22 protein-coding genes and 1 pseudogene are annotated in these 21,351 nt (G+C 58.8%); 6 read left to right on the plus strand and 17 right to left on the minus strand.

Translation table 11 applies throughout. The features are described 5' to 3' along the window. Positions 1-9 precede the first annotated feature (9 nt). The 4 genes from BUC08_RS21030 to phnE are packed head-to-tail and all read left to right on the plus strand — an operon-like array spanning position 10 to position 4,305. On the plus strand, positions 10-1,893 hold the full coding sequence (locus tag BUC08_RS21030; protein ID WP_073194496.1) for a cytochrome c peroxidase: 1,884 nt from the start codon (positions 10-12) through the stop codon (positions 1,891-1,893). Beyond that, a complete protein-coding gene (locus BUC08_RS21035; protein ID WP_037929580.1) occupies positions 1,893-2,768 on the plus strand; it encodes a phosphate/phosphite/phosphonate ABC transporter substrate-binding protein in 876 nt (291 codons plus the stop codon). Before BUC08_RS21030 ends, BUC08_RS21035 begins: the two co-directional genes overlap by 1 nt. Next, positions 2,765-3,547 carry a phosphonate ABC transporter ATP-binding protein gene (locus tag BUC08_RS21040; protein ID WP_037929578.1) on the plus strand — a complete coding sequence of 261 codons (783 nt, stop codon included), beginning with the start codon at positions 2,765-2,767 and terminating at the stop codon, positions 3,545-3,547. Before BUC08_RS21035 ends, BUC08_RS21040 begins: the two co-directional genes overlap by 4 nt. Further along, a complete protein-coding gene (gene phnE, locus BUC08_RS21045) occupies positions 3,547-4,305 on the plus strand; it encodes a phosphonate ABC transporter, permease protein PhnE (protein WP_037929575.1) in 759 nt (252 codons plus the stop codon). The genes BUC08_RS21040 and phnE overlap by 1 nt, the downstream gene beginning before the upstream one ends. 3 nt (positions 4,306-4,308) lie before the next feature. Here the strand turns inward: phnE and BUC08_RS21050 are convergent, their stop codons facing one another. Both BUC08_RS21050 and BUC08_RS21055 read right to left on the minus strand, forming a co-directional pair. Beyond that, the gene (locus BUC08_RS21050) at positions 4,309-4,785 is read right to left on the minus strand and encodes a L,D-transpeptidase family protein (RefSeq protein WP_037929730.1); all 477 of its coding nucleotides are present in this window, start codon (positions 4,783-4,785) and stop codon (positions 4,309-4,311) included. Between the two features lie 100 nt (positions 4,786-4,885). Beyond that, positions 4,886-7,282 (minus strand): heavy metal translocating P-type ATPase, encoded by a 2,397-nt coding sequence (locus BUC08_RS21055; RefSeq protein ID WP_224769601.1) that lies wholly within the window; start codon positions 7,280-7,282, stop codon positions 4,886-4,888. 169 nt (positions 7,283-7,451) lie between these two features. Between BUC08_RS21055 and BUC08_RS21065 the strand changes: the two genes are divergently transcribed. Continuing rightward, on the plus strand, positions 7,452-7,721 hold the full coding sequence (locus BUC08_RS21065; protein ID WP_073194501.1) for a hypothetical protein: 270 nt from the start codon (positions 7,452-7,454) through the stop codon (positions 7,719-7,721). Positions 7,722-7,760: 39 nt separating this feature from the next. Here the strand turns inward: BUC08_RS21065 and BUC08_RS21070 are convergent, their stop codons facing one another. The 5 genes and pseudogenes from BUC08_RS21070 to BUC08_RS21090 all read right to left on the minus strand — a co-directional run bounded on the left by BUC08_RS21070 (position 7,761) and on the right by BUC08_RS21090 (position 11,113). Continuing rightward, a complete protein-coding gene (locus BUC08_RS21070) occupies positions 7,761-8,426 on the minus strand; it encodes a L,D-transpeptidase (protein ID WP_037929568.1) in 666 nt (221 codons plus the stop codon). Between the two features lie 268 nt (positions 8,427-8,694). Then, positions 8,695-8,898: pseudogene (locus BUC08_RS21075) on the minus strand (DUF411 domain-containing protein); the annotation flags it as partial. A 126-nt stretch (positions 8,899-9,024) separates the two neighbouring features. After that, the gene (locus tag BUC08_RS21080; RefSeq protein WP_224769602.1) at positions 9,025-9,759 is read right to left on the minus strand and encodes a DsbA family protein; all 735 of its coding nucleotides are present in this window, start codon (positions 9,757-9,759) and stop codon (positions 9,025-9,027) included. 111 nt (positions 9,760-9,870) lie between these two features. Next, on the minus strand, positions 9,871-10,446 hold the full coding sequence (locus BUC08_RS21085) for a L,D-transpeptidase (protein ID WP_073194504.1): 576 nt from the start codon (positions 10,444-10,446) through the stop codon (positions 9,871-9,873). 76 nt (positions 10,447-10,522) lie between these two features. After that, the gene (locus BUC08_RS21090) at positions 10,523-11,113 is read right to left on the minus strand and encodes a L,D-transpeptidase (RefSeq protein WP_073194507.1); all 591 of its coding nucleotides are present in this window, start codon (positions 11,111-11,113) and stop codon (positions 10,523-10,525) included. Positions 11,114-11,479: 366 nt separating this feature from the next. On the opposite strand from BUC08_RS21090, the gene BUC08_RS21095 reads away from it, so the two are divergent. Next, positions 11,480-12,751 carry an efflux RND transporter permease subunit gene (locus BUC08_RS21095; RefSeq protein ID WP_234973785.1) on the plus strand — a complete coding sequence of 424 codons (1,272 nt, stop codon included), beginning with the start codon at positions 11,480-11,482 and terminating at the stop codon, positions 12,749-12,751. 43 nt (positions 12,752-12,794) lie between these two features. Here BUC08_RS21095 and BUC08_RS21100 read toward each other — a convergent pair whose 3' ends face one another. The 10 genes from BUC08_RS21100 to BUC08_RS21145 all read right to left on the minus strand — a co-directional run bounded on the left by BUC08_RS21100 (position 12,795) and on the right by BUC08_RS21145 (position 21,305). After that, entirely contained in the window at positions 12,795-14,036 is a 1,242-nt protein-coding gene (locus BUC08_RS21100) for a sialidase family protein (protein WP_037929566.1), read from the minus strand. 96 nt (positions 14,037-14,132) lie between these two features. Then, positions 14,133-14,573, minus strand: a complete 441-nt coding sequence (locus BUC08_RS21105) for a c-type cytochrome (RefSeq protein WP_009820142.1) — start codon at positions 14,571-14,573, stop codon at positions 14,133-14,135. A 14-nt stretch (positions 14,574-14,587) separates the two neighbouring features. Continuing rightward, the gene (locus tag BUC08_RS21110; protein WP_037929560.1) at positions 14,588-15,892 is read right to left on the minus strand and encodes an ABC transporter transmembrane domain-containing protein; all 1,305 of its coding nucleotides are present in this window, start codon (positions 15,890-15,892) and stop codon (positions 14,588-14,590) included. Positions 15,893-15,901: 9 nt separating this feature from the next. Continuing rightward, positions 15,902-16,435 (minus strand): cupredoxin domain-containing protein, encoded by a 534-nt coding sequence (locus tag BUC08_RS21115; RefSeq protein WP_037929557.1) that lies wholly within the window; start codon positions 16,433-16,435, stop codon positions 15,902-15,904. 108 nt (positions 16,436-16,543) lie between these two features. Beyond that, a complete protein-coding gene (locus tag BUC08_RS21120; protein ID WP_037929554.1) occupies positions 16,544-17,260 on the minus strand; it encodes a copper-binding protein in 717 nt (238 codons plus the stop codon). Between the two features lie 46 nt (positions 17,261-17,306). Beyond that, complete coding sequence (locus BUC08_RS21125; RefSeq protein ID WP_114276243.1) at positions 17,307-18,665, minus strand: multicopper oxidase family protein; 1,359 nt, start codon at positions 18,663-18,665, stop codon at positions 17,307-17,309. 11 nt (positions 18,666-18,676) lie between these two features. After that, positions 18,677-20,137: a TolC family protein gene (locus tag BUC08_RS21130; protein ID WP_037929551.1), complete on the minus strand. Its 1,461-nt coding sequence runs from the start codon at positions 20,135-20,137 to the stop codon at positions 18,677-18,679. After that, positions 20,137-20,358 (minus strand): hypothetical protein, encoded by a 222-nt coding sequence (locus tag BUC08_RS21135; RefSeq protein WP_223865963.1) that lies wholly within the window; start codon positions 20,356-20,358, stop codon positions 20,137-20,139. The genes BUC08_RS21130 and BUC08_RS21135 overlap by 1 nt, the downstream gene beginning before the upstream one ends. A 73-nt stretch (positions 20,359-20,431) precedes the next feature. Next, positions 20,432-20,848 carry a hypothetical protein gene (locus BUC08_RS21140; protein WP_037929545.1) on the minus strand — a complete coding sequence of 139 codons (417 nt, stop codon included), beginning with the start codon at positions 20,846-20,848 and terminating at the stop codon, positions 20,432-20,434. A gap of 172 nt (positions 20,849-21,020) precedes the next feature. After that, positions 21,021-21,305, minus strand: coding sequence for a heavy-metal-associated domain-containing protein (locus BUC08_RS21145; protein WP_397467004.1), 285 nt, complete (start codon positions 21,303-21,305; stop codon positions 21,021-21,023). Positions 21,306-21,351 lie beyond the last annotated feature (46 nt).

Genomic DNA, 21,351 nt, shown 5'->3' on the forward strand with positions numbered 1-21,351 from the left:
CTGGAGGTTATGGTGATACGAAATTTCCTGGGAGTGCTGCTCGCCACGTTGGCCAGTGTGCTCGTCCTGTCCGGACCTGCGGCCGCAACACCTGCTAAGGAGACCCCCTGGCTTCCCGAGGCGGGGGCCTACCGGCTGACGCTCTTTCTTGGAAATCTCGAGCCGTTGCCCTGGGATGATATTGAGACCGCCTGGAGGGAACCCTACCGGGGTTCGGAATTCTCCATCGGTGCCCTGGCGTGGCTGGATCGCGAAAGCGACATTGACGCTGCCCAGCTTCTGAACGCGATCACGCATGAAGACCGGCAGGCGGTCTTTGCAGAGGCGACGCGGCTCATAGCGCTCAGGATCGAAGAGGAACTGAACCGGGCTGTTGCGGCCGAAGACCCGGCGCATGCGCAGCAGGCCGTGCGGACAGCTCGGGAACTCTATCGCGCGTTTGCGGACGGTATCGCCACCGCCGAGCCTGATGTTGCGCGGCAGATCGGCCTTGCCTGGCTGGAGTTGAACAGCAGTACGGGTTCCGCAGGGGTCCTGGGCGCGGGCGTCACATCCGCTGACCGCGACACGATGGCAGCCGCGCGCAGGGTCATCTCCGGTTACATTGCGGAGAACTACCTCATTGCCGATTTTGCTCCTCGCCAGACACTGAGCGCCTTGCCGGAAACTGCGATACTCAGCGGTCGCGCCATCGAGGTGCCGCCAAGCCTGCCGCCCGGCTCCGACATATTCGACCAGGATCCGTTGCCTCGGCTTGTTCTCAATTTCGAGGAACAGGGCATTGACGAGACCGATCTGCCGCTCGTGGCCTACGGCGACATGCTGTTCGACAGCGCGCAAATCTTCGGAAGCCCGGCGCGCGATCTCGGTCTCGCCTGCTCGACCTGTCACAACCGTTCGGACGTCAACCAACGGCTGTTCATTCCGGGTGCCAGTCACCAGCCGGGCGCGATCGACGTCGACGGCGCCTTTTTCAACCCAATCTTCAACGACCGGCGTAGCGACCCGCTCGACATCCCGAGCCTTCGCGGCTTGCGTTTCACCGGGCCCTATGGCCGCGACGGTCGTTTTGCCTCCCTGCGCGACTTCACCCGCAACGTTGTCGTCAACGAGTTCGGCGGCGCGGAGCCGACGCCTTTCATGATGGACGCGCTGGTCGCCTACATGCTCGAGTTCGACTTCCTACCCAACTCCATGCTGACACCGGACGGCCAACTGACCGAGTCGGCCCCAGAGGCCGCGCAACGCGGCGAAGCGATCTTCAACACGCCCTTCGCGGGACTCGGCGACCGCTCCTGTGCCAGTTGCCATATGCCGGACGCCAACTTCCTGGACCGACAGGCGCACGACATCGGCTCCGTTGCGCCGGCCTATGAAGGCGCCCGTGCTGGTGCGCTGGACACCCCCACCCTGCTCGGCACCGCCTATACCGCGCCCTATTTCCATGACGGATCGCTGCCGACCCTGGCGGCTGTCGTAGACTGGTTCGACGAGACGAAGACGCTCGGGCTGACCGAAGCGGAACGAACTGATCTGACCGCCTATCTGCAGACCGTGGGCGCGGCGGACGAGCCCTATGAAGCTTTCGATGCCGAGAACACCGCCTTCGGACTGGCATTCGCCGAACTGACGACCTTCGCCTCGACAATCGACACGCTGCTGCCGCGGCGCGATGTGCGGCACATCTTGCTCTTGACCGACACCGTGGCTGCGGACCTGTCGGCTGACGCCAGCACCATGTCGAACCTCGCCGCACGGCCTGACGTCTACGCGCTGGCCGAGAAGCTGGCCGAGGTCGGCACCGCCGTGCGTGACGGCGACTGGGCAGCCGCCGAAGCAAGCTGGAGCGCGTTCCAGACCGAGGCCGATACAATCGAAGCGAGGGCCTTCTGATGGCGATGCACGTGAACCGCAGAACGGCCCTGCTTCTGGCCAGCGCGAGCGCTATGTCTCTGGCGACCCCGCTCGCCGCGCAGGACGTCAGGTTGCGGCTAGCCTTCATCCCGCAAGAGAACCCGGAAAAGCTGCTGGGCGATATCGAGGCCATCACCGGCTGGCTGACCAGTGAGGTCGGCGTCCCCGTCGAAGGGTTCGTCACCATCGACCACGCCGCCGCGGTCGAGGCTCTGAGAAACGGCGATGCAGATATTTCCTTCATGGGCGCCCTGCCCTTCGTTCTGGCCGAGGCCGAGATCGGTGCCGTGCCGCTTCTGTCCGAGGTCTACCGCGACGCGCCGAGTTACACGGGCCGCATCTTCGTGCGCCGCGACAGCGGCATCGGCTCGCTCGCCGACCTGCGCGGGCGTAACATTGCCTTCGCTGATCCAATCTCGGAATCGGGCTATCTCTATCCGCTCGCCGAATTCGTTAAGGCCGGGCTGATCGAAGGCCCCACCGCGGCGGATGCGTTCTTCGGCCGCGTCTTCTTCGCGGGCGGCTACCAGCAGGCGATGCAAGCGATGGCCGAGGGTCTGGTCGATGCCGCAGGCGCCAGCCAATACGCCGATCTGCTTCTGACGCCGCGGCAGCAGGCAGAAGTAACCTGGATCGTGGAAAGCGAGCCAATCCCGAGTCACCTCGTGATCGCACGCCCGGGGCTCGACGCCGGCCTTCAGGACCGGTTCATCGACGCGATGCTGCGGCTCAACGCACCAGAGAACCGCAAAAAGCTGCGCTATCTCTACGGCCCGGACGGCTATGTCAGGTCCGACTCCGCCGCCTACGACGGCGTGCGCGACATGGCGCGCCGATACGGGCTGTTGGAATGAGCATTGCCGCCCAAATCGACGACCTGAGCTTTACCCATCCGGGAACGGACCTCCCGGCGCTGGAACGGGTTTCGCTTACGATTCCGGCGGGTGAAAGCGTCGCTTTGCTGGGCCCATCCGGGGCAGGGAAAACGACCCTGCTGGCACTGCTCGACGGCCGGCTCCGGGGCTGGAGCGGGCGGGTATCGGTTCTGGGGGCACCGCTCGATCCCGACCAGCCGCCGCCGCGTGTGCGCCGTCCGGATAGCGGTTTCGTGTTTCAGGAGTTTGCGTTGGTCGAACGCTCCACGGTTCTGCGCAACGTCCTCAATGGTCGCCTGGGACGCATGCCCCCCCTACGGGCCCTGCTGGGATCACCAACCGCGCATGATCTGGAGATTGCGCGCGCAGCCCTTGCCGATTGCGGCATTGGTGATCTCGCCGGGCGCCGGGTCGACAGTCTCAGCGGCGGTCAGCGGCAGCGTGTGGCCATCGCGCGCTGTCTGGCCCAGGAACCGCGTCTGATCCTCGCCGATGAGCCGGTGAGCAGTCTCGACCCCGCCCGCGCCGGCGAAATCCTCTCGCTGCTGACCGGGGCGGCGCGGGCGCGCGGAGCGACGGCGCTGTTTTCCTCGCACCAGCCTGACCTGGCGCGGCGTTTCGCGCAGCGTATCATCGGCATTCGCGGCGGGCGGATCGTCTTTGACGTGCCGACCCCCGAGTTGAACGAGGCTGCAACAGCGGATCTCTACAGGGAGACAGAACCAATGCCCGGTACCGGCCTCCGGGCGGTGTCCTGATGCGGTTTCGCGAATTCGGCGGGTACGCGACAAGCGCCCTGATCGCCGGCGCGATCCTGTGGTCCTTCGCCACGGCCAACGTCGAGTTGTCGCGTCTCATGTCCGCCGGTCCGCGGATCGCCGATTTTCTTGGTCGGATGTTTCCGCCTGACCCGACGGTGATGGCCGAGATCAAGAAGGGCAGCGCGGAAACGCTGAGGATCGCGATCCTCGGCACTCTCGGCGCGGTGATCCTGTCAATCCCACTCGGCATTCTGGCGTCCGAGACGATGGTAGCGCGTGCAGTTTTTCGGCCGGTTCGAACGCTGCTTGCTTTCATCAGGGCGATTCCGCTGATCCTGGTGGCCATGCTCATGGTGGGCGCTGTCGGGCTCGGGCCGCTGCCCGGCATCATCGCGGTCGCGTTTCATGCGACGGGGATGCTCGCCAAATTCTATGCCGAGGCGATCGACGGCGTGTCCCGCGCGCCTATCGCCGCACTGGAAAGCGCGGGCGCTGGACCGCTCGTGCGGCTCAGACATGCGATCTGGCCGCAGATGGCACCGGTCGTCGCCCGCGACACGATCTTTCGGTTCGAACTGAACCTGCGCGAGTCGCTGATCCTCGGGATTGTCGGCGCGGGCGGGATCGGCTTTTACATCCAGACCTACGTGCGCTCTTTCCAGTATGACAAGGCGGCCAGCGTCACGGTTGCCGTCGTCGTCATGGTCATCGCCATTGAGGCGATCAACGTCGCGATGCGGCGCCGCTTCACCTGATCCTTAGGCGTAAATGTCGATCGGCGTCCCGTCCCTGACCATGGCATAGATTTCCTCGATCTGGCGGTCAGTGACGGCGATGCAGCCTGCCGTCCAGTCGCGGACATTTATTGGGTCGATCCCCTTGCGCGGTCCGCCGTGGATGAAAATGTCGCCACCGGGCGACTTTCCTTCAGCCTGCGCCAAAGCGATGTCTGCGGCGTTGGGATATGAGATGCCGATGGAGAGGTGAAAAAGGCTGTCCGGGTTGCGCCGATCAATCACGTAGGAGCCCTCCGGCGTACGGCCATCCCCCTCGAACTGCTTGTGACCTTCGGGCGCGAAGCCTAATCCGATGGGATAGGTCCGCAAGACGTCATCCGTTCCGTCCAGAACCAGAAACCGCTGTGCCTTATACATGCGCAGCCGGGTCACTTCGGGTCCGTTGTACGACCGGAACTTGCTGGCACAGCCTGATAGAAAGGCAACCAATCCGCCCATCAGAAAGGCACGCCGCGGAAATTTGGTGTTTGTCACTGCTCGACGCCCCTTTTTGCGAGGTCTGCTTGATAACAGACGTTACTCTACCGAAGACGTCGGATCAATGACCGTGCGCCAGTGCTTCCTTCGCTATTTGCTCGCCCACCGGTTCACCGCCCGAAGGCCCGTCCTTGATCCGATGGCCGTTCAAAAGCCGCAGCGCATTGGCGACCACCAACAGGGATACGCCCACATCCGCTGCGATGGCGCCCCACATCGAGGCCATGCCAAACGCGGTCAGCCCGACGAACAGCGCCTTGGTCGCCAACGATATGCCGATATTCTGGTGGATGATTGTCATTGTCCGGCGAGAGTGGCCGATGAGCCACGGCACTTTGCCGATATCGTCGGTCATCAGCGCGATATCGGCCGTCTCGATGGCCGCGTCCGATCCTACAGCCCCCATGGCGATGGCATAGTGCGCCCGCGCCATGGCCGGTGCGTCGTTCACACCGTCACCGATCATCGCGACCATGTCGTGGTTCGCGACGAGTTCTTCGATGGCTGTCACCTTGTCTTCTGGCAAGAGCTCGGCGCGCACCTCGTCAATGCCGACCTCGGCCGCCACGGCACGCGCGGTGCGTTCGTTGTCGCCTGTCAGCATCACAATCGTTTTCACTCCCTGCGCGTGCAGCCGCGCAACGATTCCCTTGGCATCGGGGCGGATGCGGTCGCGAAGCTCTAGTACGCCGGTCACGCCGGTCTCGTCACCCACGGCAACGAGGGTGTTCCCTGCCCCTTCGATCCGCTCCCGCAGATCCGACGGAATGGAATTGCCGAACCCTTTCTCCTCGGCGAATCGATCCGAGCCGAGCCAGATAGCGCGCCCATCGGCGCGCCCTTCCAGCCCGCGCCCGGGCACGGTGCGTGTGTCCTCTGCGGCAGACACAGAAACACCATCGGCTTCGGCGCGGGCGAGGATGGCGCGCGCAAGCGGGTGCGAGGACCGCGCCTCTAGACTTGCTGCCAGCATCATGAGATCGCGTGCGGAGGTGCCGCCCAGTGGGTGAACTGCCGCCACCTCGGGCTCGCCCATGGTGATCGTTCCGGTCTTGTCCATCGCCAGTGCCGTGGTGCGCCCTGGCGCTTCGACATAGGCGCCTCCCTTGATGAGCACCCCAGCACGCGCCGAAGCGGTGAGCGCCGCGACGATGGAGACCGGTGTCGAGATGACAAGGGCACAGGGGCAGGCGATGACCAGCAGAACCAGCGCATTGTAGAACCAGTAGTTCCAGGCACCGCCCAACAGGAGAGGTGGAACCAACGCGATGGCGATCGCCATCGCCATCACGATCGGTGTGTAAATGCGTGCGAACTTCGCGACCCACTGCTCGACCGGCGCTCGGCGGGCATGAGCATCGCCCACCATTCGGATGATCTTTGCGAGCACCGTGTCCGAGGCGGCCTTCGTCGCCCGCACCGTCAGTGTGCCCTCGCCGTTGATCGTGCCGGCATAGACCTCGTCGCCGGGTTCCTTTGGTACCAGTGCGCTTTCCCCAGTAATCGGGGCCTGATCGACGGCCCCTGCCCCGTCCACGACCTCACCGTCGAGGGGGATCCGGTCGCCGCCGCGCACGATAAACCTTGCATTGACTGCCACGGCAGCGGCCGGAACGTCGGCTTCCGATCCGTCGTCGTAAAGAACCCGCGCCGTTGGCGGCGCCAGATCGAGGAGCGCGGAAACCGCATTACGCGCCCGCCCCACGCTCCAGCTCTCCAGAAAAAGCGAGAGCGAGAAGAAGAAGGCGACCGTCGCGGCCTCGAAGAACTCGCCGAGGCCGATGGCGCCCGCTACGGCCACCACCATGAGCAAGTTCATGTCGGGGCTAAGCCTTCGCGCCGAAGACCAGGCCTTGGGCGCGACAAGCCAGACGCCAAAAAGAATTGCGACGGCGAAGAGCCCTGCTTCCGCCATAGGCATCGGCACCTCGCCATGCCCCGCAAAGAGCCCGAGCGCGCCGCCCATGCCGGTCTCGACAATGTGGAAAAGGAATCCCGCTGCCCAGAAGCCGCCGCTCAACGAGGTGAAGCGCTTCTGACGTGCCAGATGCGCCGCCTGGTCCTCTGCTGCGTTGTCGGCATCCCACGGCTTCGCGCTCATGCCGGTCGTCGCGACCAACTGCGTGACTTCGTCGTCTGGTATCCTCTCGGCGCTGTCGAGGATGGTCATCCGTCCGTTGATGACGTCGAACGCAAGATGCTCGGTTCCGCCAACTTTTGGACCGACAACCCTGTTCAGAATCGCCACCTCTTCGGCACAATCCAGACCGGAGACTTGAAAACTTCGTCCATTCGACGGGATGGGTTGTGCCGGTCCCGTGTTGGCTCCAGCACCGCAGCACGCAGCACCTTCTCCATTAGAGTGGGAAACTCCGCTCGCATGTTTGTGATCATCACCATGATCGTGACTGCAGTCAGAGCTGTGCTTGTGGTCGTGGCGTTGGCCATTGGAAGACATGGGATTGACCTCGGGATTCGTTCATTCCACATTGAGATAGCCCCTACAGTAACTAGAGCTTCAAGAGCTAAAACCAAAACTTGGTCAAATAAGGACACCGACCTGCGGAACCTTGAAACGCGCCGCTAAGTCTGAAGACGCGGCTGACCTGCCAAAGAGTGAGATAGATATGCTTCAAAAATATGCGGTGATCATGGTTGCAACATTGGCCCTGGCTGGCTGTGCGGTGCCTCCGAAGGAAGACAACGATCCATTCAGGATCGGGAATATTCCAGAGTCTGTCGCAGCCCTCGCTGCACCCGACCAAGATCTCAACGCGGCACGGCTACGTCCCGAAGATAATTGCTATTGGTATGAGCATAGTGGGCCGGTGGAAACGACCTTGGTCCCGTTGCGATCGGCGGGCGGCAATCCCATCTGCGTCGCGCGCCAATCCTGATTGGCACGTTCGAGCTTCGGACTGACGACGCGCCTTGGGTCAACTCTGCGGAGTCACGCTGTCCTCGGCCGAATATAGGAACGCCGTCGAGCCAATCTCCACATTCGGATACAGATCGTTTATGTGCGCCATGACCATCCGGACGCAACCGGAACTTGCTCGGCCGCCGATGCTTCGCGGCTGTGGAGTACCGTGGATGCGCAGATAGGTGTCTCGGTCCCCGACATAGAGATAAAGCGCCCGTGACCCGAGCGCGTTCTCAGGTCCGGGTTCCATACCGTCAACGATGTCGGCGTAGAGCTCCGGGTCGCGGTCAATCATGTTCTGTGTTGGCTGCCAATGCGGCCACCTGACCTTGCGCTTGATCGTGTAGACACCCGGCTCATAAAGTTTGCCGCGAGCGATCGCGACGCCGTAGCGCATCGCAGTGCCGCCTTCCTCGATATGGTAAAGATAGCGCGCCACGGCATCCACATGGATGTCACCGGCCACAAGCCCATCTTTAGCTACAACCCGCTGCGGCAGAAAGCGCGGGTGCAGGCCCCACGGGTTTGATGTGGCTGGGTTATAGCCCGGCGGTGTAACCTGTGCATCCCAGGCAGCCTTTTCCGCCTCGGTGGGCCAGGTGTCAGCGAGGAGCGGACTTGAGATAGACGCGGAGAAAAGTGCAGCGGTCGTCTGGATGAAATGTCGTCTTGTCAGCATCTTTCTGGTTCCTTTCACGCTATGGGCGGCGATCCAACCCATATCCCGAACGTTTTTGCCTAGGAAGGAGTCAAGGTGTTACAGACGACTTGCTCCATAGGGCCGACCGTTATCGATGCCTTAACTCTTAAAGTTACTAGAGGTTCAAGAAAAATATTGATCCCGCACGGGCATGTGTTTTCGCAACTTACGTATGGACAACCCTTAATGCCTAGGTCAGTTCAAAAACCTCTGACCTCAACCGCCCTTCATTGTCACCGTCTCGAGTTCAGGCTGCCTCGTAGTTTGTGAACGGCTCCGTGGTCCCCTCTCGATTGACCAAATGTACAACATAGGCCTCACGTTCCGATTCTGGCCCATGCCCTGGCGATCCGTAAGGCACACCGGGGACTTCGAGGCCAACAGCGTTTGGGCGCTCATCCAACAGACGGCGAATGTCGGCGACCGGGACGTGGCCTTCGATCATATAGCCGCCGAAGGTTAATGACTTTTCGTTTTCCATAGTGAGACCTCTTGCTCCAGATAACTTCGGAGATAGGGGTTCCAGCGGGTGGAAGATCAAGGGCTATAAGGTCCGATCTCATAATCGTCGCCCCTTTCACTCGGGGACGAGTTCTGCTATCTTTTCAAGAAGTGTGCCGCGCTCGATCACACCGGGGATTATTTCCTCACCCAATACGAACGTCGGCGTTCCAGTTATACCCAAAGCTTCTGCGAAACGCAGAGAGGCAGCAATGTGATCACTCACTAAATCAGATTGCATATCTGTTTTCAAAATTTCGAGATCGAGCCCCACATCGCCTGCAATTTTCATAACGCTTGCTTCAACGGCTTGCGCGTTCAATGCCATCATTGCCTCGTGAAACTGCTGATATTTACCTTGATTTCTCGAGGCAAGTGACGCGCGCGCCGCAACTTCGGAACCGGGCCCTAGGATTGGGAATTCACGATAAATAATGCGGACATCCTTGCTTGCCTCCAGTACCGCTTTGACCTCAGGTGCCGCGCGGCGGCAATATCCGCAGTTATAATCAAAAAATTCGACTAGCGTGACGCTGCCATCCAAGTTCCCGAAGATCGGAGCATTCTGTTCGAAATCATCGCGCAACTCAGACAGGGCATCAGTCTGCGCTTCGGCGAGCGCTACATTTTCACGTTCCTGAAGGATTGAAAGCGCTTCGATCAGAATTTCGGGTTTTTCCAAGATCGCTTCAAGTGCGAGACGCTTGATATCTGCTTCATTGAGCTCTTGTGCTGCCACAGTAGTAACAGGAAATGCTGCTAATACTGTTGCAAGAACAATTTTCGACAGGCCGCGTCGCGCTAATAACATCTTGAATCCTTCCTAGGATTGAGAGAGATCCGGGGTGATTGAGTTATCTTCCCTAGGAAATCTTCTGCTGAAAAGCTATCAAAAACACGCTGATCTCGCCAAGGCATTGTTCTAAGTTGCGGGATACAGGATCACACGCGTGTCCAGCGGGACTTTATCATAAAATTGGACAATCTGATCGTTCACCAATCTGGCGCACCCGTTTGAGACTGCACGGCCGATAGTGCTTGGGTCATTTGTGCCATGCACACGCAAAAAGGTATCGCCGCGACCGGGTTGAAAGAGGTAGAGGGCCCGCGCACCTAGAGGGTTGCTCAGACCGCCAGGCATTCCATTCCGAAACGGCCCATATTTCTGAGGCTCACGACGCAACATGCCCGGGGTCGGTGTCCAGCTGGGCCATTCCTTCTTTGCCCCCACATAGAATTCGCCTGCCTCATAAAGACCCGGGCGACCGATCCCAACGGTATAGCGAATTGCAGTGTTATCAGGTTGGGTCCAGAACAGGGCAAACTGGCTTGGGAAAACATGAATTTCGTAGGGATCAGCGCCTCCTGGGATGCTTACTATTTGAGGCAGGTACTCCGGCGGCAAATCATACTTTGGCAGCACTACATGAGCTGAAACCGGTTGACTGCCCAAAGCCCCGACAGCCCCGGCTGCAAGGACGAATTTTCTTCGTTTCATGAGGCTATGGCTTTCGGATAGTGGACGTAGAATGAGCCCTGGTACACGAGCTCAGACTTTAACAAGTCATGCGGAATCAAAACAGTTTCACTTGTGTTCCTACTTCGGCCAAAGCGAACAATTCTTTGATATGTTCGTTATAAAGACCAATGCACCCATTTGATGATCGGCGGCCAATCTTCCGCGTGTCTCCTGTCCCGTGGACGCGATAATACTGCCATGACAGGTAGAGAGCGTGCGTGCCCAAAGGATTATCAGGACCAGGTGGAAAGTAGTCGGGCCATTCAGGATTGCGGATTTTCATTGAAGGAGTTGGGCGCCAGCTTGGTCCCTCCACTTTTTTGATCACGCTAGTGTACCCGCGTTTGGTAAGATCTTCGGACTCAGGCACACTGGAAGGATAAAGCTTATAAACGCTTTGGTCTTCGGACCAATACTGCACCGCTCGGGAATCTATATCGCAGAGTATTACCCCATGTTTCAGGTTGTCGAAGTGATCCTCCCAATTCGCGACAGCAAAACCGGACGAGTTCCTACGTACAACCGGTGATGCTAGCGGAGGCGTGTTTTGGGCAAATGCGGTGCCCGCTTTCAGAGTGAGGCCGCTCGCCGCTGCTCCAAGCAGGATACTGCGCCGCGAGATAGCCGCATCTTTTACAAACCTCATTCCACTACCCTCAAACTAAACTTTTCCGGTTTCTACAACCTTCACCCACTGGAGGTTCAACCAATTTAATATCACAAAAATGTGAGGTCAGTAATTCTGAGATTTTCTACAGGCGAGTGATAGCGTCTGAGATGCTCCCCGAAATTCAGACACTGGCGTAAGCTGCGATTTGTAGTCTGCTGATCTTCAACACGAAGGAGATCTGACATGTCGAAACGGAAGCAGCATCGCCCAGAATTTAAGACCAAGGCCGCATTAGAGGCGCTGAAGGGCGAAGAGACGGTCAGCGAGTTGACCAGTTGATTTGGGGTTCACTCAACGATGCCCCCTCAATGGAAATTATATGCCTGCCCGGGTCACTTCTGAGTGGAAATCAACAGCCTGCGGCAGGAAATGGATGCCGCCCTGCAATTTCCCGGCGTATCGAACGCCTGGACGATGCCGATCCGGGCGCGCATCGACATGCTGTCCACCGGCATCCGCACGCCGGTGGGCATCAAGGTTTATGGCACGAGTCTGACCGAGATGGAAAAGGTCGCCCGCGAGGTCGAAGCCGTGGTACGCACGGTGCCCGGAACGACCAGCGCCTATGCCGAACGGGTGATCGGCGGCTATTACCTCGACATCACCCCGGACCGTACGGCGCTTGGCCGCTACGGCCTGTCGGTGCAGGATGTGCAAGAGGTGATCGGCATGGCCCTGGGAGCCAAGGCGATCACGCAGACCGTCGAGGGCCGCGAGCGCTACGACGTCGCTGTGCGTTATCCGGCGACCCTGAGGTCAGATCCGGAGGCCATCGGGCGTGAGGTTCAGGTTGCACTGCCGGACGGAGGCACCATTCCGCTGGGAGATGTGGCCACCATCGAACGCACCCGTGGCGCCACTTCGATCCGGACCGAAAACGGACAGCTTGCCGTCTATATCTTCGTCGATATCATCGGACGCGATCTAGGCGGCTACGTGGCGGAAGCTCAAGCGGCAGTCGCGACCTCCGTCACCCTGCCACCTGGCTATTCCCTGGGCTGGAGCGGCCAGTTCGAATATCTTGAACGTGCGAAACAGCGGCTGGCCACCGTTGTGCCGCTGACACTGGCGCTGATCTTCCTGCTGCTTTACCTAAACTTCCGCCGCCTGACGGAAACCTTGATCGTGATGCTGTCGCTGCCCTTCGCTTTGGTAGGTGGCATCTGGCTCATGTGGTTCATGGGCTTCAATATGTCAGTTGCGGTGGCCGTCGGGTTTATCGCGCTGGCCGGGGTGGCGGCTGAAACCGGGGTGATCATGTTGATCTATCTCGATCAGGCGTTGAATGAAGCGCGTGACCGCGCGGACGGTCGGGACCTGACCCGCGACGAACTTTACGCCGCGATCATGGTGGGTGCAGTAGATCGAGTGCGCCCCAAGATGATGACGGTTGTAGCGATCATGGCGGGCCTGATGCCGATCCTTTGGGCGCACGGCACAGGCTCTGAAATCATGCAGCGCATCGCCGTCCCGATGATCGGCGGGATGGTGTCGTCCACCTTACTGACCCTGATCGTGATTCCGGCGGTCTACGGTATCATCAAGGGCTGGAGCCTGAAGAAAACTGTCGCCGCGGATCATTGGCCTCTCGACCGGGCCGCAGAGCAGGTGTAGCGGAATTAAGGAAGAACGGGCACATTCAAATGGTCGCTGCAATTCATGGCGCCAGCGCAACTTCGACCACGCGGACTGTGGTGCTTCTGTCTGAAGCTCCTGTCGGTTGGGTCCAGGCCACAAATGCACCGGCTTCTCCGCGTGTCATTCGCGGAAAGCCGACCGATCCAGCACCCCGATTGACGTAGAGAGCCTGGGGCGCGGCGCATCCGGTACCACGGGATACATGGCACAGAACGATCGCCTCACCGCCACTCACATATTCCATCCAGAGTGCCAAAACGCTTCCATCCAGCATTTGCAGAACATCGACCCGACCCGAGGCCGCGCCGAGGTCGAGGCGGAGCGGTTCGTCGAACTGCATTCCTCCATCGTCCGAAAAGGCAATACGAACCCTCGGTTCGTCTGATGCTGCAGTAAACCAGATGACGGTTGCCTTGTCGCCGATCGCATCAATGGCTGGGCCATTTACGGGGCAGCCGGCAATTTCCCATCCGTCGTTGTGAACAGTGAGGGGTTGCGTCCATTCCCCTCCGATAGATCGGACAATCGAAATATCGCGGATTTCCTCGGCGGTTCGATCACGATAGACCGCCACGAAATCGCCCGAGGCGGTCCGCGCTGCGGACGTCTGACAACAAGTACAAGCGCGCGCGTCCAACAGGCTTTCTGGCTTCATCGCTCCGTCAGAGTCGACCTGTCGCGCGCGCAGCTGCATCGCATTCTCGAAGCTTTCGCCTTCTGTCTGATTGTCATACTCCCGGCCATCCAGCCACAGCGCCGTCAACCCGCCAAACTGATCGGGAATTAACGAAACAAAACCGTGCTCGCGTTGAGATCTGTCATCGTGCGGAATAAGCGGTTCCGTCCAGCTTCTGCCCTCATCCATGGAAAAAGCGATATTGACGTCATACTGGTAGTCACCTTCCCCATTCAGTTTCAGCCATTGTGCCGCCAGTCCACCATCGGCCAGTACCGCTACCGATGGGAAATCGGCCCAGTTGATGTAAATCTTTGACGATTTATGAATTGTGCGAGCGTCCGACCACTCACTGCCATCGAGTATGGCCATGCGAACTTCCGCTTCGGCTCCGTTTTCTTCTGTCCAGCTCAATATGATCCGGCCATCCGGCAAGGTTGCAAGTGATGGTTCACGGGCACTGATGCCGACCGGTGCTGCACGGTCGGTCAATCTGAAGAGGGCGGTTTCCTCGGCATGAGTTGCAGGGAAAGAACTGAAAAATGCAGCAAGGATCAGGATCGATGCAGCGAGACACTTACTCATACAGAGAATTATCCCCACTAGTCGTGGCCATGTTGCGGCGAACCCATTGGTAGTTGATCGGGAACCAAATCCCACCCTTTTGTCCGTCGAAACGGCTCAGTTTATCCCGTTGGCACGCTGCAATACACGAATGTAAGCCACGATATCGAGAATATCTGATCGCGTCACGCCTTCAACCGCTGGCATGTTACCAAATTTCCAATGATGCGCCCGAACTCCATTTTGCGCCGCGAGGACAAACGCCATGTCGCCGTGGTGGCTCGGTTCATAGATTTTGTGAACAAGCGGTGGAGCGATGCCATCCTGGCCTTGCCCGTTCAGGCCGTGGCAGGCGGCACATACCGCATCATAAGCGCTTGCGCCGATTTGCTCCTGCTCTGTAAAACTGGAGGGCAAATTGACGGCTGCAAGTGCGCCTGCGGGAAGCGCCATGCTTTCGCCGGTTTGGGTGCCCGTTTGGGAGTCGGTCTGCTGCTTGAAATACCATCCCGCCGCAGCAACGGCGACCAGAGCAAAAAATATCGCTGCACATCTCATTCTATCAGACTCCTTCATGATGTTGCGATCGCCCCCTGTCTCTTCACAGACAAAGCCGGGTAACTCAGTGTAGCTTCCTCGAATTGGCTGACCTCTTCCAGCTTGGGGTTGTCTGCCTGAGCTTTCCCCGATCGCTGAATCGATCCAGTGAAAAAGGTCGTGATTTCCTGGTACCGGATCCGCGTGTCTTCCAGCGTCTGATAGTAACTGAAGAGCTCTTTCAGCGGTGCCGAGAAGTCCTTGTGTGCTGCCAGGACGGCCACCAACGCGCCGAGTGTAATGCGACCTTCGATGACAAAATATCCACCCAAAGAGTAGAATAGGAATGGCGTCAGCGCGGTCAGAAAATTGTTGAGGGCCTTGATGAAGAACTTCAGGCGGAAGATCTTCCTGCGCACGTGCTCAAGCTCTCTGAAGCTTGCACTCGCTGGGAGCAGCCCGGCAGGATTGACCTGACGTTCGCGCAATTGATCGCTCAGCTGCCTGCCAAGCTGTCGGACTTCCTTGATCCTGGTGCGCGAAAGCGCGTTGACCCGGCGCTGCAGCTTGGGCAGCAGCACGAGCTGAATTGGCAGTACGGTCAGTGCTGCGGCACCCAAGACAGGGTCCTGAACGAACATGAAAAACAGGATCGTCAAAAGCGTACCGCCTTGCAGGATTGGCAGCGTAAGGACATCTGCCGCAAAGCCACCTATGGGCTCGACTTCCTGCGCGAGAATAGGGACGATTTCGCTCTGGTTTTGGGAGTCTGGATCGCTGCGCCATTGCCGATAGACCAGCAGGCGGAAGCGCCGCAGAAAACGCTCGGCGACATACCCTTTGAAGACGTTAAGGCCATATTTGTTTAGCCCATTCAGGATAATAGCCAAAAGGTAGAGACCGCAAAGAAGCATGAGGAAAACGACCTGGTCGACGTCTCGTCCCAAAACGGCAACTGGGAAACGGCCAGAATCCAGAGCGTTGTTTACGATCTGTTTTGGCAGTTCCAAAGTCAGATAGAGTATAGGCATCGCGATGAGGCTAACCACGATCATCAACGCCTGCTGCCTTCTTGAATAGCGCAAGACGGTGCTGAAAAGACTTCCTTCGAGCCCTCGTATGGGCTCTGGGTGGATCGCAGGCGTGCTGCGGTACTTCCAAAGCTTCAGAATGCCGCGAATAGCAAGATATGAGCCAACGGTGATCAGCAGCGCGGGGGCCAAGACCAGTATGAGATGAATGAACGGGTGCACCCAGTCTGGCGTGACATCGTTGTAGTCGTACCCAAAGGCGGCAGCTATGTCGTGTACAAGCAGGTGATACCTATCCAAGAGTGACATTGAAAATGTCTAACCTTTGGATTTCGGCGCAAGGTGATCGTGCACGATGATGACGCCCCACATGCCCGCTTCCCGGTGGCCGGGGATCAAGCATACGAACTCCAAGTTGGTCATATCGGAGAACTCCCAGATCAACTCTGCATTTTGCCCACTAGGGATCGAAACTGAATTGGCGTTGTCATGTTGCATTTCGGGATGTTCGCGCATCCACTGCTGGTGTTCTGCAACCTCGTCAAAGGAGCCGAGAAAAAACTCGTGTTCCAGCCCGCCCAGATTGCTGACCAAAAAGCGGACAACTGAACCGCTCTCGATGTGGAGTGCGTCCGGCTCGAAAAGCATGTAGCCGCTTTCTGTCTCCCTGATGGACAATTCAATCGTCCTGTCGATTGAGGAGCCATCACCGGGCCTCCCGATCGGATCATGGCCAGGCACTTCGAATGCACGCGCGTGAGGCTGCTGGCCCTTGCCACTGGAAGCGCCCACTGAAAAAGCCGGAAGGACAAGCGCAAGGGCGATGGTGCAGGTTCTCAGGAAATTCGTCATGCTCGGCTACCTCCGTAGCGCTTGATTTTTTGTGATCTTCTTGCTTGCTCGGGCCAAGCCTCAAAGCGATGGGGCCGGAGTGTTTACCCCCGGCCCCATTGTTAGTAGTTACTTCATCTGCGTGACGGTCAGTTTACCCTTGACCCGGTCGGCAACGAACTCGATGTCCTGACCTTCCGCCATCTTGGCCACCATCGCCTCATCGGCGCGGAACACCATGGTCATTGCGGGCATATCCAGGTTGACGAGAGGGCCGTGGATAATTGTGACCTTGCCGGCTTTGGCGTCGATTTTCTTGATGGTCCCGCTCGTGTATTCCACGTCAGCCTGAGCCATCTGGTCACCGACTGCGACCTCACGGTGCATGCCGGATTCGTAGTGGCCAGGGATCAGGCACGCCGCTTCGAACGTACCAGAATTTGCGAAAGTCCACACAACCTCGCCCGAGGCGCCCGCATCGAGACGAATACGGTTCGGATCGTCATGTTCCATGTCCATCTTGGCCATTTCGATCTTATGCTCGGCATTACGCTCTACAGTGTCGAGGACGAATTCATGCTCCAGCTCACCCTTGTTGGTGATGTTGAAGCGGATGGTTTCGCCCTCCTTGATATCCATCGGCTCACTCTCGATCAGCATCTGGCCCTCATCGTTTTCGAGCAAAGTGACGTCGATTGTACGATCCACCTTGGCGGCGTCACCCGGCATGCCGACCATCATTGCGGCCGGCTTGTTCTCCCCATGCCCACCGTCGTGTGTACCTGCAGCAAAGGCCGGTGCTGATAACGCGATCGCAAAGCTTGTCGTCAAAAGAAGATTTCTCATTTTATTGTCCTGTAGGTTGGTTTGGTTGGAGTTGACGAAGGGCCGCTCAGCCCTTCGAGGTTGGTTTCGGTGTGAGAATGGTCTTGGGGCTGTTGTTGGAGGCAAATTCGGGTAATTCGCCGGTCCATTCGTAGGCCATCTCGCCCGGAGGATTTTCGTACCAGCCGGGATCGGAGTAATCGTCCGCGTCGATGCCGTCTCGCACCTTCACGACCGAAAACATGCCGCCCATCTCGATGGGTCCGTACGGGCCCCAACCCGTCATCATCGGGATGGTATTGTCAGGCAGCGGCATTTCCATTTTTGCCATGTCCCCCATGCCGGACATGCCCATCGGCATGTATTCCGGCTGGAATTGACGTATCTTCTGGGTCAGCGGCTTCTTGTTCACCCCGATGAACGTCGGCACGTCATGGCCCATAGCGTTCATCGTATGGTGAGATTTGTGGCAATGGATCGCCCAATCACCCAGATGATCAGCTGTGAATTCGTAGGCGCGCATCGCACCTACGGGAATGTCGATGCTCACCTCCGGCCACTGTGCTTCAGGCGGCACCCAGCCGCCATCCGTGCAGGTGACCTTGAAGTCATAGCCGTGCATATGGATCGGGTGGTTCGTCATCGTAAGATTCCCAACCCGCACTCGCACCCGGTCGCCCTTGTTCACGACCAGCGGATCGATGTCGGGGAAGATCCGGCTGTTCCAGGTCCAAAGGTTGAAATCCGTCATCGTCATGATGCGGGGTACATAGGTCCCTGGATCGATGTCGAAAGCGTTCAGCATGATCAGGAAATCACGATCTACCGGCATGAATGTGGGATCCTTGGGGTGGACCACGAACATGCCCATCATCCCCATCGCCATCTGGGTCATTTCATCGCCGTGGGGGTGGTACATGAACGTTCCGGACTTCACCAAGTCGAATTCATAGACGAAGGTTTTGCCCGGTGGGATGCTGGGATGGCTCAACCCGGAGACCCCATCCATGCCCGAGGGGAGAATCAGCCCGTGCCAATGTACCGTTGTGCCTTCCGGCAGCTTATTGGTGACGTAGATGCGCACCCTGTCGCCTTCGACAGCTTCGATCGTCGGGCCGGTGGATTGGCCGTTGTAGCCCCACAAATGCGCGATCATGCCATCGGCCAGCTCGCGTTCTACCGGTTCGGCCACGAGGTGAAATTCTTTCACCCCGTTGTTCATCCGGTGCGGCAGGGTCCACCCGTTCAATGTGACCACAGGTGTGTAGTCCGGCCCGGAATTGGGACGCGCCGTGATCGCCGTAGCCGCACTGTCCATCTGCGCGGCTTCGGGCAAACCCATGTTCAGGGTTTGACCCCAGGCTTTCGAAGAGACCAGCGTTGCACCTGCCGCGCCGGCTCCGAGTAATTGACGTCTGTTCAACATGTCAGTTCCTTTCAGTGTCCTGCGCCGCCACCGGCGGCAAGTGTCGCGCCTTCTCCACCAGCACCACCGCCGTCGCCACCGCCATAGATCGCAGCGGTCAGATCAGCCTGTGCCATGTAGAATTCGCGTTTTGCGTTTGCCGCTTCCAGCGATGCGCCAAGTTTTTCGCGCACATCTGTCAGCAGCTCGAAAGTGTTGGTGATCATGCCGTTATAAGACAGCAGCCCTTCTTCTTCGACGGTCGTGCGTAGAGGCACAAGAACGTCGCGATAGTGGCGGGCGATCTTATATGCGGCGTGATAGGAGGCTTCAGCGCCACGCGCTTCGGACCTGACATTGACAGCTCTCTCTGCCAGCACGTTGGCTGCTTGCAGGTAAGACAATTCCGCCTTGCGCATCCGGGCCTTGCCGGTGTCGTAGATCGGGATTGCGAACTCCACCTCCACCTGAGGGGTGGTTACGGTCTCCGTTTCTCCGTCCTCAACCTCCCGCTCCGCTTCGAACCCGGCAATGAATTCGAGATCGCTGATAATGCGAGTCTGATCAGTCAGACCAAACGCTTTGGCCTGTGCTTCCAGGCCAAGTTTGGCAACGCGCAGATCAACCCGATTTCGCAATGCTTTCGCTTCGATGTCAGTCACACGGCCGACGGAACGCGGCAGCGCAGGAAGGGCATCGGGCACATAATAGTCGACTTCGGTGCCCCACAGCCCCATGAGCCTGGTCAGCTGCTCCTTGGACCGGGTAGCATTCAGGCGTGCCTGGGCAAGTTGTCCGGCGAGTTCGGCGTTGAAGGCCTGTTCACGGGCCTGCCCGGCTTTGTTCAGCGCGCCGGTCTCGCCAAGCCTCATCGCCAATTCCGATCCGGCGTCAGAGGTCGCTTTCGCACGGCGCAGATAGCTCACGGCCTCGAAGGCAGCTACGGCATCGACCCATGCCTTCCGCGTCTGATTGGCCAGTGCGAGTGTTTCGTTCACGGCGCTCAGTTGAGCCTGCCGGAAGTTTGCGTCTGCAATGGCCGTACGCTGCTTGCGAGTGGTGGCATCGAGCACATTCGACCGTATCAGTCCCTCGATCGCCCTGTAGGCACCTAGTTCGGGCGCACCGATGCCCAGTACACCGATCGCGACGATCGGATTTTCCGGGGTCGATTGCTGCCAGGCCTCAGCGGCGGATAGGCCGACATTCGCATATGACGCCTGCAAACCCTTGTTGTTCAGAAGCGCGACCTGAACGGCGGTGTCCGCCGAAATGGTCTTGCGGTGCACCATTGCGTGCACCTGCTTCTTCAAGGCCTCGTTTTCGGCCTGGGTTTCGGCGAAGGCTGTCCGTTTGCCGATGGCTGGTGTGACCTGGCTGGAAATGTTGGCGAAGCCAGCTTTTGGTTCCGTGTAGATGCCCGGTACAGCTGCAGCACAGGCACCCAAGATTAGCGGAAAGCCGAAAACCAGCGGAAACTTCGATACCCGCATCAGTTGCCCTCCGTCTGTTCTTGATTGACGGAACGCCAGTCGCGGGGACCTGTGGGGCCGCGGTAGGTGTAGCCCGCCAAGGGGTCCTGATAGCTGATCAGCGATGAAACTGCCGTGTTGGCGACGGCCTGTTGGGTCGCGACGGACGGCAACGGGGTGGGCTCATAGGCGCATGCGCCAAGCCCGAGGGCCGAAGCCCCCATAAGTAGATGAATTTTCATGAACGTAACCTGATTGATGAACGTTGTCTCACGCAGACTCTGCGCAAGGCTCACACCCGTTTTGGGCGTCGGTTCAGATCAGGAATCGAGGGGGCCGCAGGAACCCTGCTGTTTCCACCGAATACGTTTGACCGTCGAGAATGACATATTCACTTGTACCAACCGGCTCTGCTTCGATCTTGGTGTCTTCGAGGAAGACGACAGAAATACAGATACCGTTGCAACACTCTTGGGATTGTTGCTCTTTGCCATCCTTGTCGGACGCTGCGATGTCGCTTGCGACCCTAAGCTTCTCATGCGCGTGATGCGCATCGCTTCCGGTGTCATGAGTCATGGCGGCACCAACGACAACAATAGACTTGGCTTGATGTCCGTCATGCATGCCGGACGCCGCGTGAGCGGCAGAAGGTGGTGACAATACCAATGCCAGCGCAAACGCAATGCACGTAAACGCCCTTGACCAGCTTGATATGAAAACTCGAAAGCTCATGCCGCGAACATCGGATACCCATGCAGTACAGTCAATCCGTCCTGCGCAGGAAGGTTCGTCGCTTTTTTTGAAACCGGCGAGTTTTGGCCGCTGCTGTCAGAGAATGTTGCATATCAGCGACATAGAGAGAGCCGCTATTTCCGTTCAGCAGAGCGTTGCTGACGCATCTTGGCTACTGAACCTCTGCCAGCTTCTCAGACCTGTAGCCCGCATCGCGGATCGCTGCGGCCAATGCAGTTTCACCCAGGGTGCTGTTGACGTCGACGATACGTGCAGTCAGATCGCACGAAACCGTTGCATCCGGGTCGGCAGCCATGATGGCCTTTTGGATAGAAGCGGTACAATGGCCGCAACTCATGTTCGGTACGCTGAATCTGAACATCGCAGTCTCCTTTGAAGACATGCATGTAAGGCGTTCCTGCATGGGAAGGTCAATGGCCAGAATTTTACTCAACATGGCTGTTGACCTTCCAGTAACTGGAGGCCCTATCTATAGGAGGATC

Origin of the sequence: Pseudosulfitobacter pseudonitzschiae (assembly GCF_900129395.1) — a bacterium.
Taxonomy (GTDB): domain Bacteria; phylum Pseudomonadota; class Alphaproteobacteria; order Rhodobacterales; family Rhodobacteraceae; genus Pseudosulfitobacter; species Pseudosulfitobacter pseudonitzschiae.

What these genes read in the sequence shown, in the direction of transcription:
- BUC08_RS21030 (WP_073194496.1), top strand. Translation starts at nt 10, where the DNA reads ATGGTGATACGAAATTTCCTGGGAGTGCTGCTCGCCACGTTGGCCAGT.
- BUC08_RS21035 (WP_037929580.1), top strand. Translation starts at nt 1,893, where the DNA reads ATGGCGATGCACGTGAACCGCAGAACGGCCCTGCTTCTGGCCAGCGCG.
- BUC08_RS21040 (WP_037929578.1), top strand. Translation starts at nt 2,765, where the DNA reads ATGAGCATTGCCGCCCAAATCGACGACCTGAGCTTTACCCATCCGGGA.
- phnE (WP_037929575.1), top strand. Translation starts at nt 3,547, where the DNA reads ATGCGGTTTCGCGAATTCGGCGGGTACGCGACAAGCGCCCTGATCGCC.
- BUC08_RS21050 (WP_037929730.1), bottom strand. Translation starts at nt 4,785, where the DNA reads ATGGGCGGATTGGTTGCCTTTCTATCAGGCTGTGCCAGCAAGTTCCGG.
- BUC08_RS21055 (WP_224769601.1), bottom strand. Translation starts at nt 7,282, where the DNA reads ATGTCTTCCAATGGCCAACGCCACGACCACAAGCACAGCTCTGACTGC.
- BUC08_RS21065 (WP_073194501.1), top strand. Translation starts at nt 7,452, where the DNA reads ATGCTTCAAAAATATGCGGTGATCATGGTTGCAACATTGGCCCTGGCT.
- BUC08_RS21070 (WP_037929568.1), bottom strand. Translation starts at nt 8,426, where the DNA reads ATGCTGACAAGACGACATTTCATCCAGACGACCGCTGCACTTTTCTCC.
- BUC08_RS21080 (WP_224769602.1), bottom strand. Translation starts at nt 9,759, where the DNA reads ATGTTATTAGCGCGACGCGGCCTGTCGAAAATTGTTCTTGCAACAGTA.
- BUC08_RS21085 (WP_073194504.1), bottom strand. Translation starts at nt 10,446, where the DNA reads ATGAAACGAAGAAAATTCGTCCTTGCAGCCGGGGCTGTCGGGGCTTTG.
- BUC08_RS21090 (WP_073194507.1), bottom strand. Translation starts at nt 11,113, where the DNA reads ATGAGGTTTGTAAAAGATGCGGCTATCTCGCGGCGCAGTATCCTGCTT.
- BUC08_RS21100 (WP_037929566.1), bottom strand. Translation starts at nt 14,036, where the DNA reads ATGAGTAAGTGTCTCGCTGCATCGATCCTGATCCTTGCTGCATTTTTC.
- BUC08_RS21105 (WP_009820142.1), bottom strand. Translation starts at nt 14,573, where the DNA reads ATGAGATGTGCAGCGATATTTTTTGCTCTGGTCGCCGTTGCTGCGGCG.
- BUC08_RS21110 (WP_037929560.1), bottom strand. Translation starts at nt 15,892, where the DNA reads ATGTCACTCTTGGATAGGTATCACCTGCTTGTACACGACATAGCTGCC.
- BUC08_RS21115 (WP_037929557.1), bottom strand. Translation starts at nt 16,435, where the DNA reads ATGACGAATTTCCTGAGAACCTGCACCATCGCCCTTGCGCTTGTCCTT.
- BUC08_RS21120 (WP_037929554.1), bottom strand. Translation starts at nt 17,260, where the DNA reads ATGAGAAATCTTCTTTTGACGACAAGCTTTGCGATCGCGTTATCAGCA.
- BUC08_RS21125 (WP_114276243.1), bottom strand. Translation starts at nt 18,665, where the DNA reads ATGTTGAACAGACGTCAATTACTCGGAGCCGGCGCGGCAGGTGCAACG.
- BUC08_RS21130 (WP_037929551.1), bottom strand. Translation starts at nt 20,137, where the DNA reads ATGCGGGTATCGAAGTTTCCGCTGGTTTTCGGCTTTCCGCTAATCTTG.
- BUC08_RS21135 (WP_223865963.1), bottom strand. Translation starts at nt 20,358, where the DNA reads ATGAAAATTCATCTACTTATGGGGGCTTCGGCCCTCGGGCTTGGCGCA.
- BUC08_RS21140 (WP_037929545.1), bottom strand. Translation starts at nt 20,848, where the DNA reads ATGAGCTTTCGAGTTTTCATATCAAGCTGGTCAAGGGCGTTTACGTGC.
- BUC08_RS21145 (WP_397467004.1), bottom strand. Translation starts at nt 21,305, where the DNA reads ATGTTGAGTAAAATTCTGGCCATTGACCTTCCCATGCAGGAACGCCTT.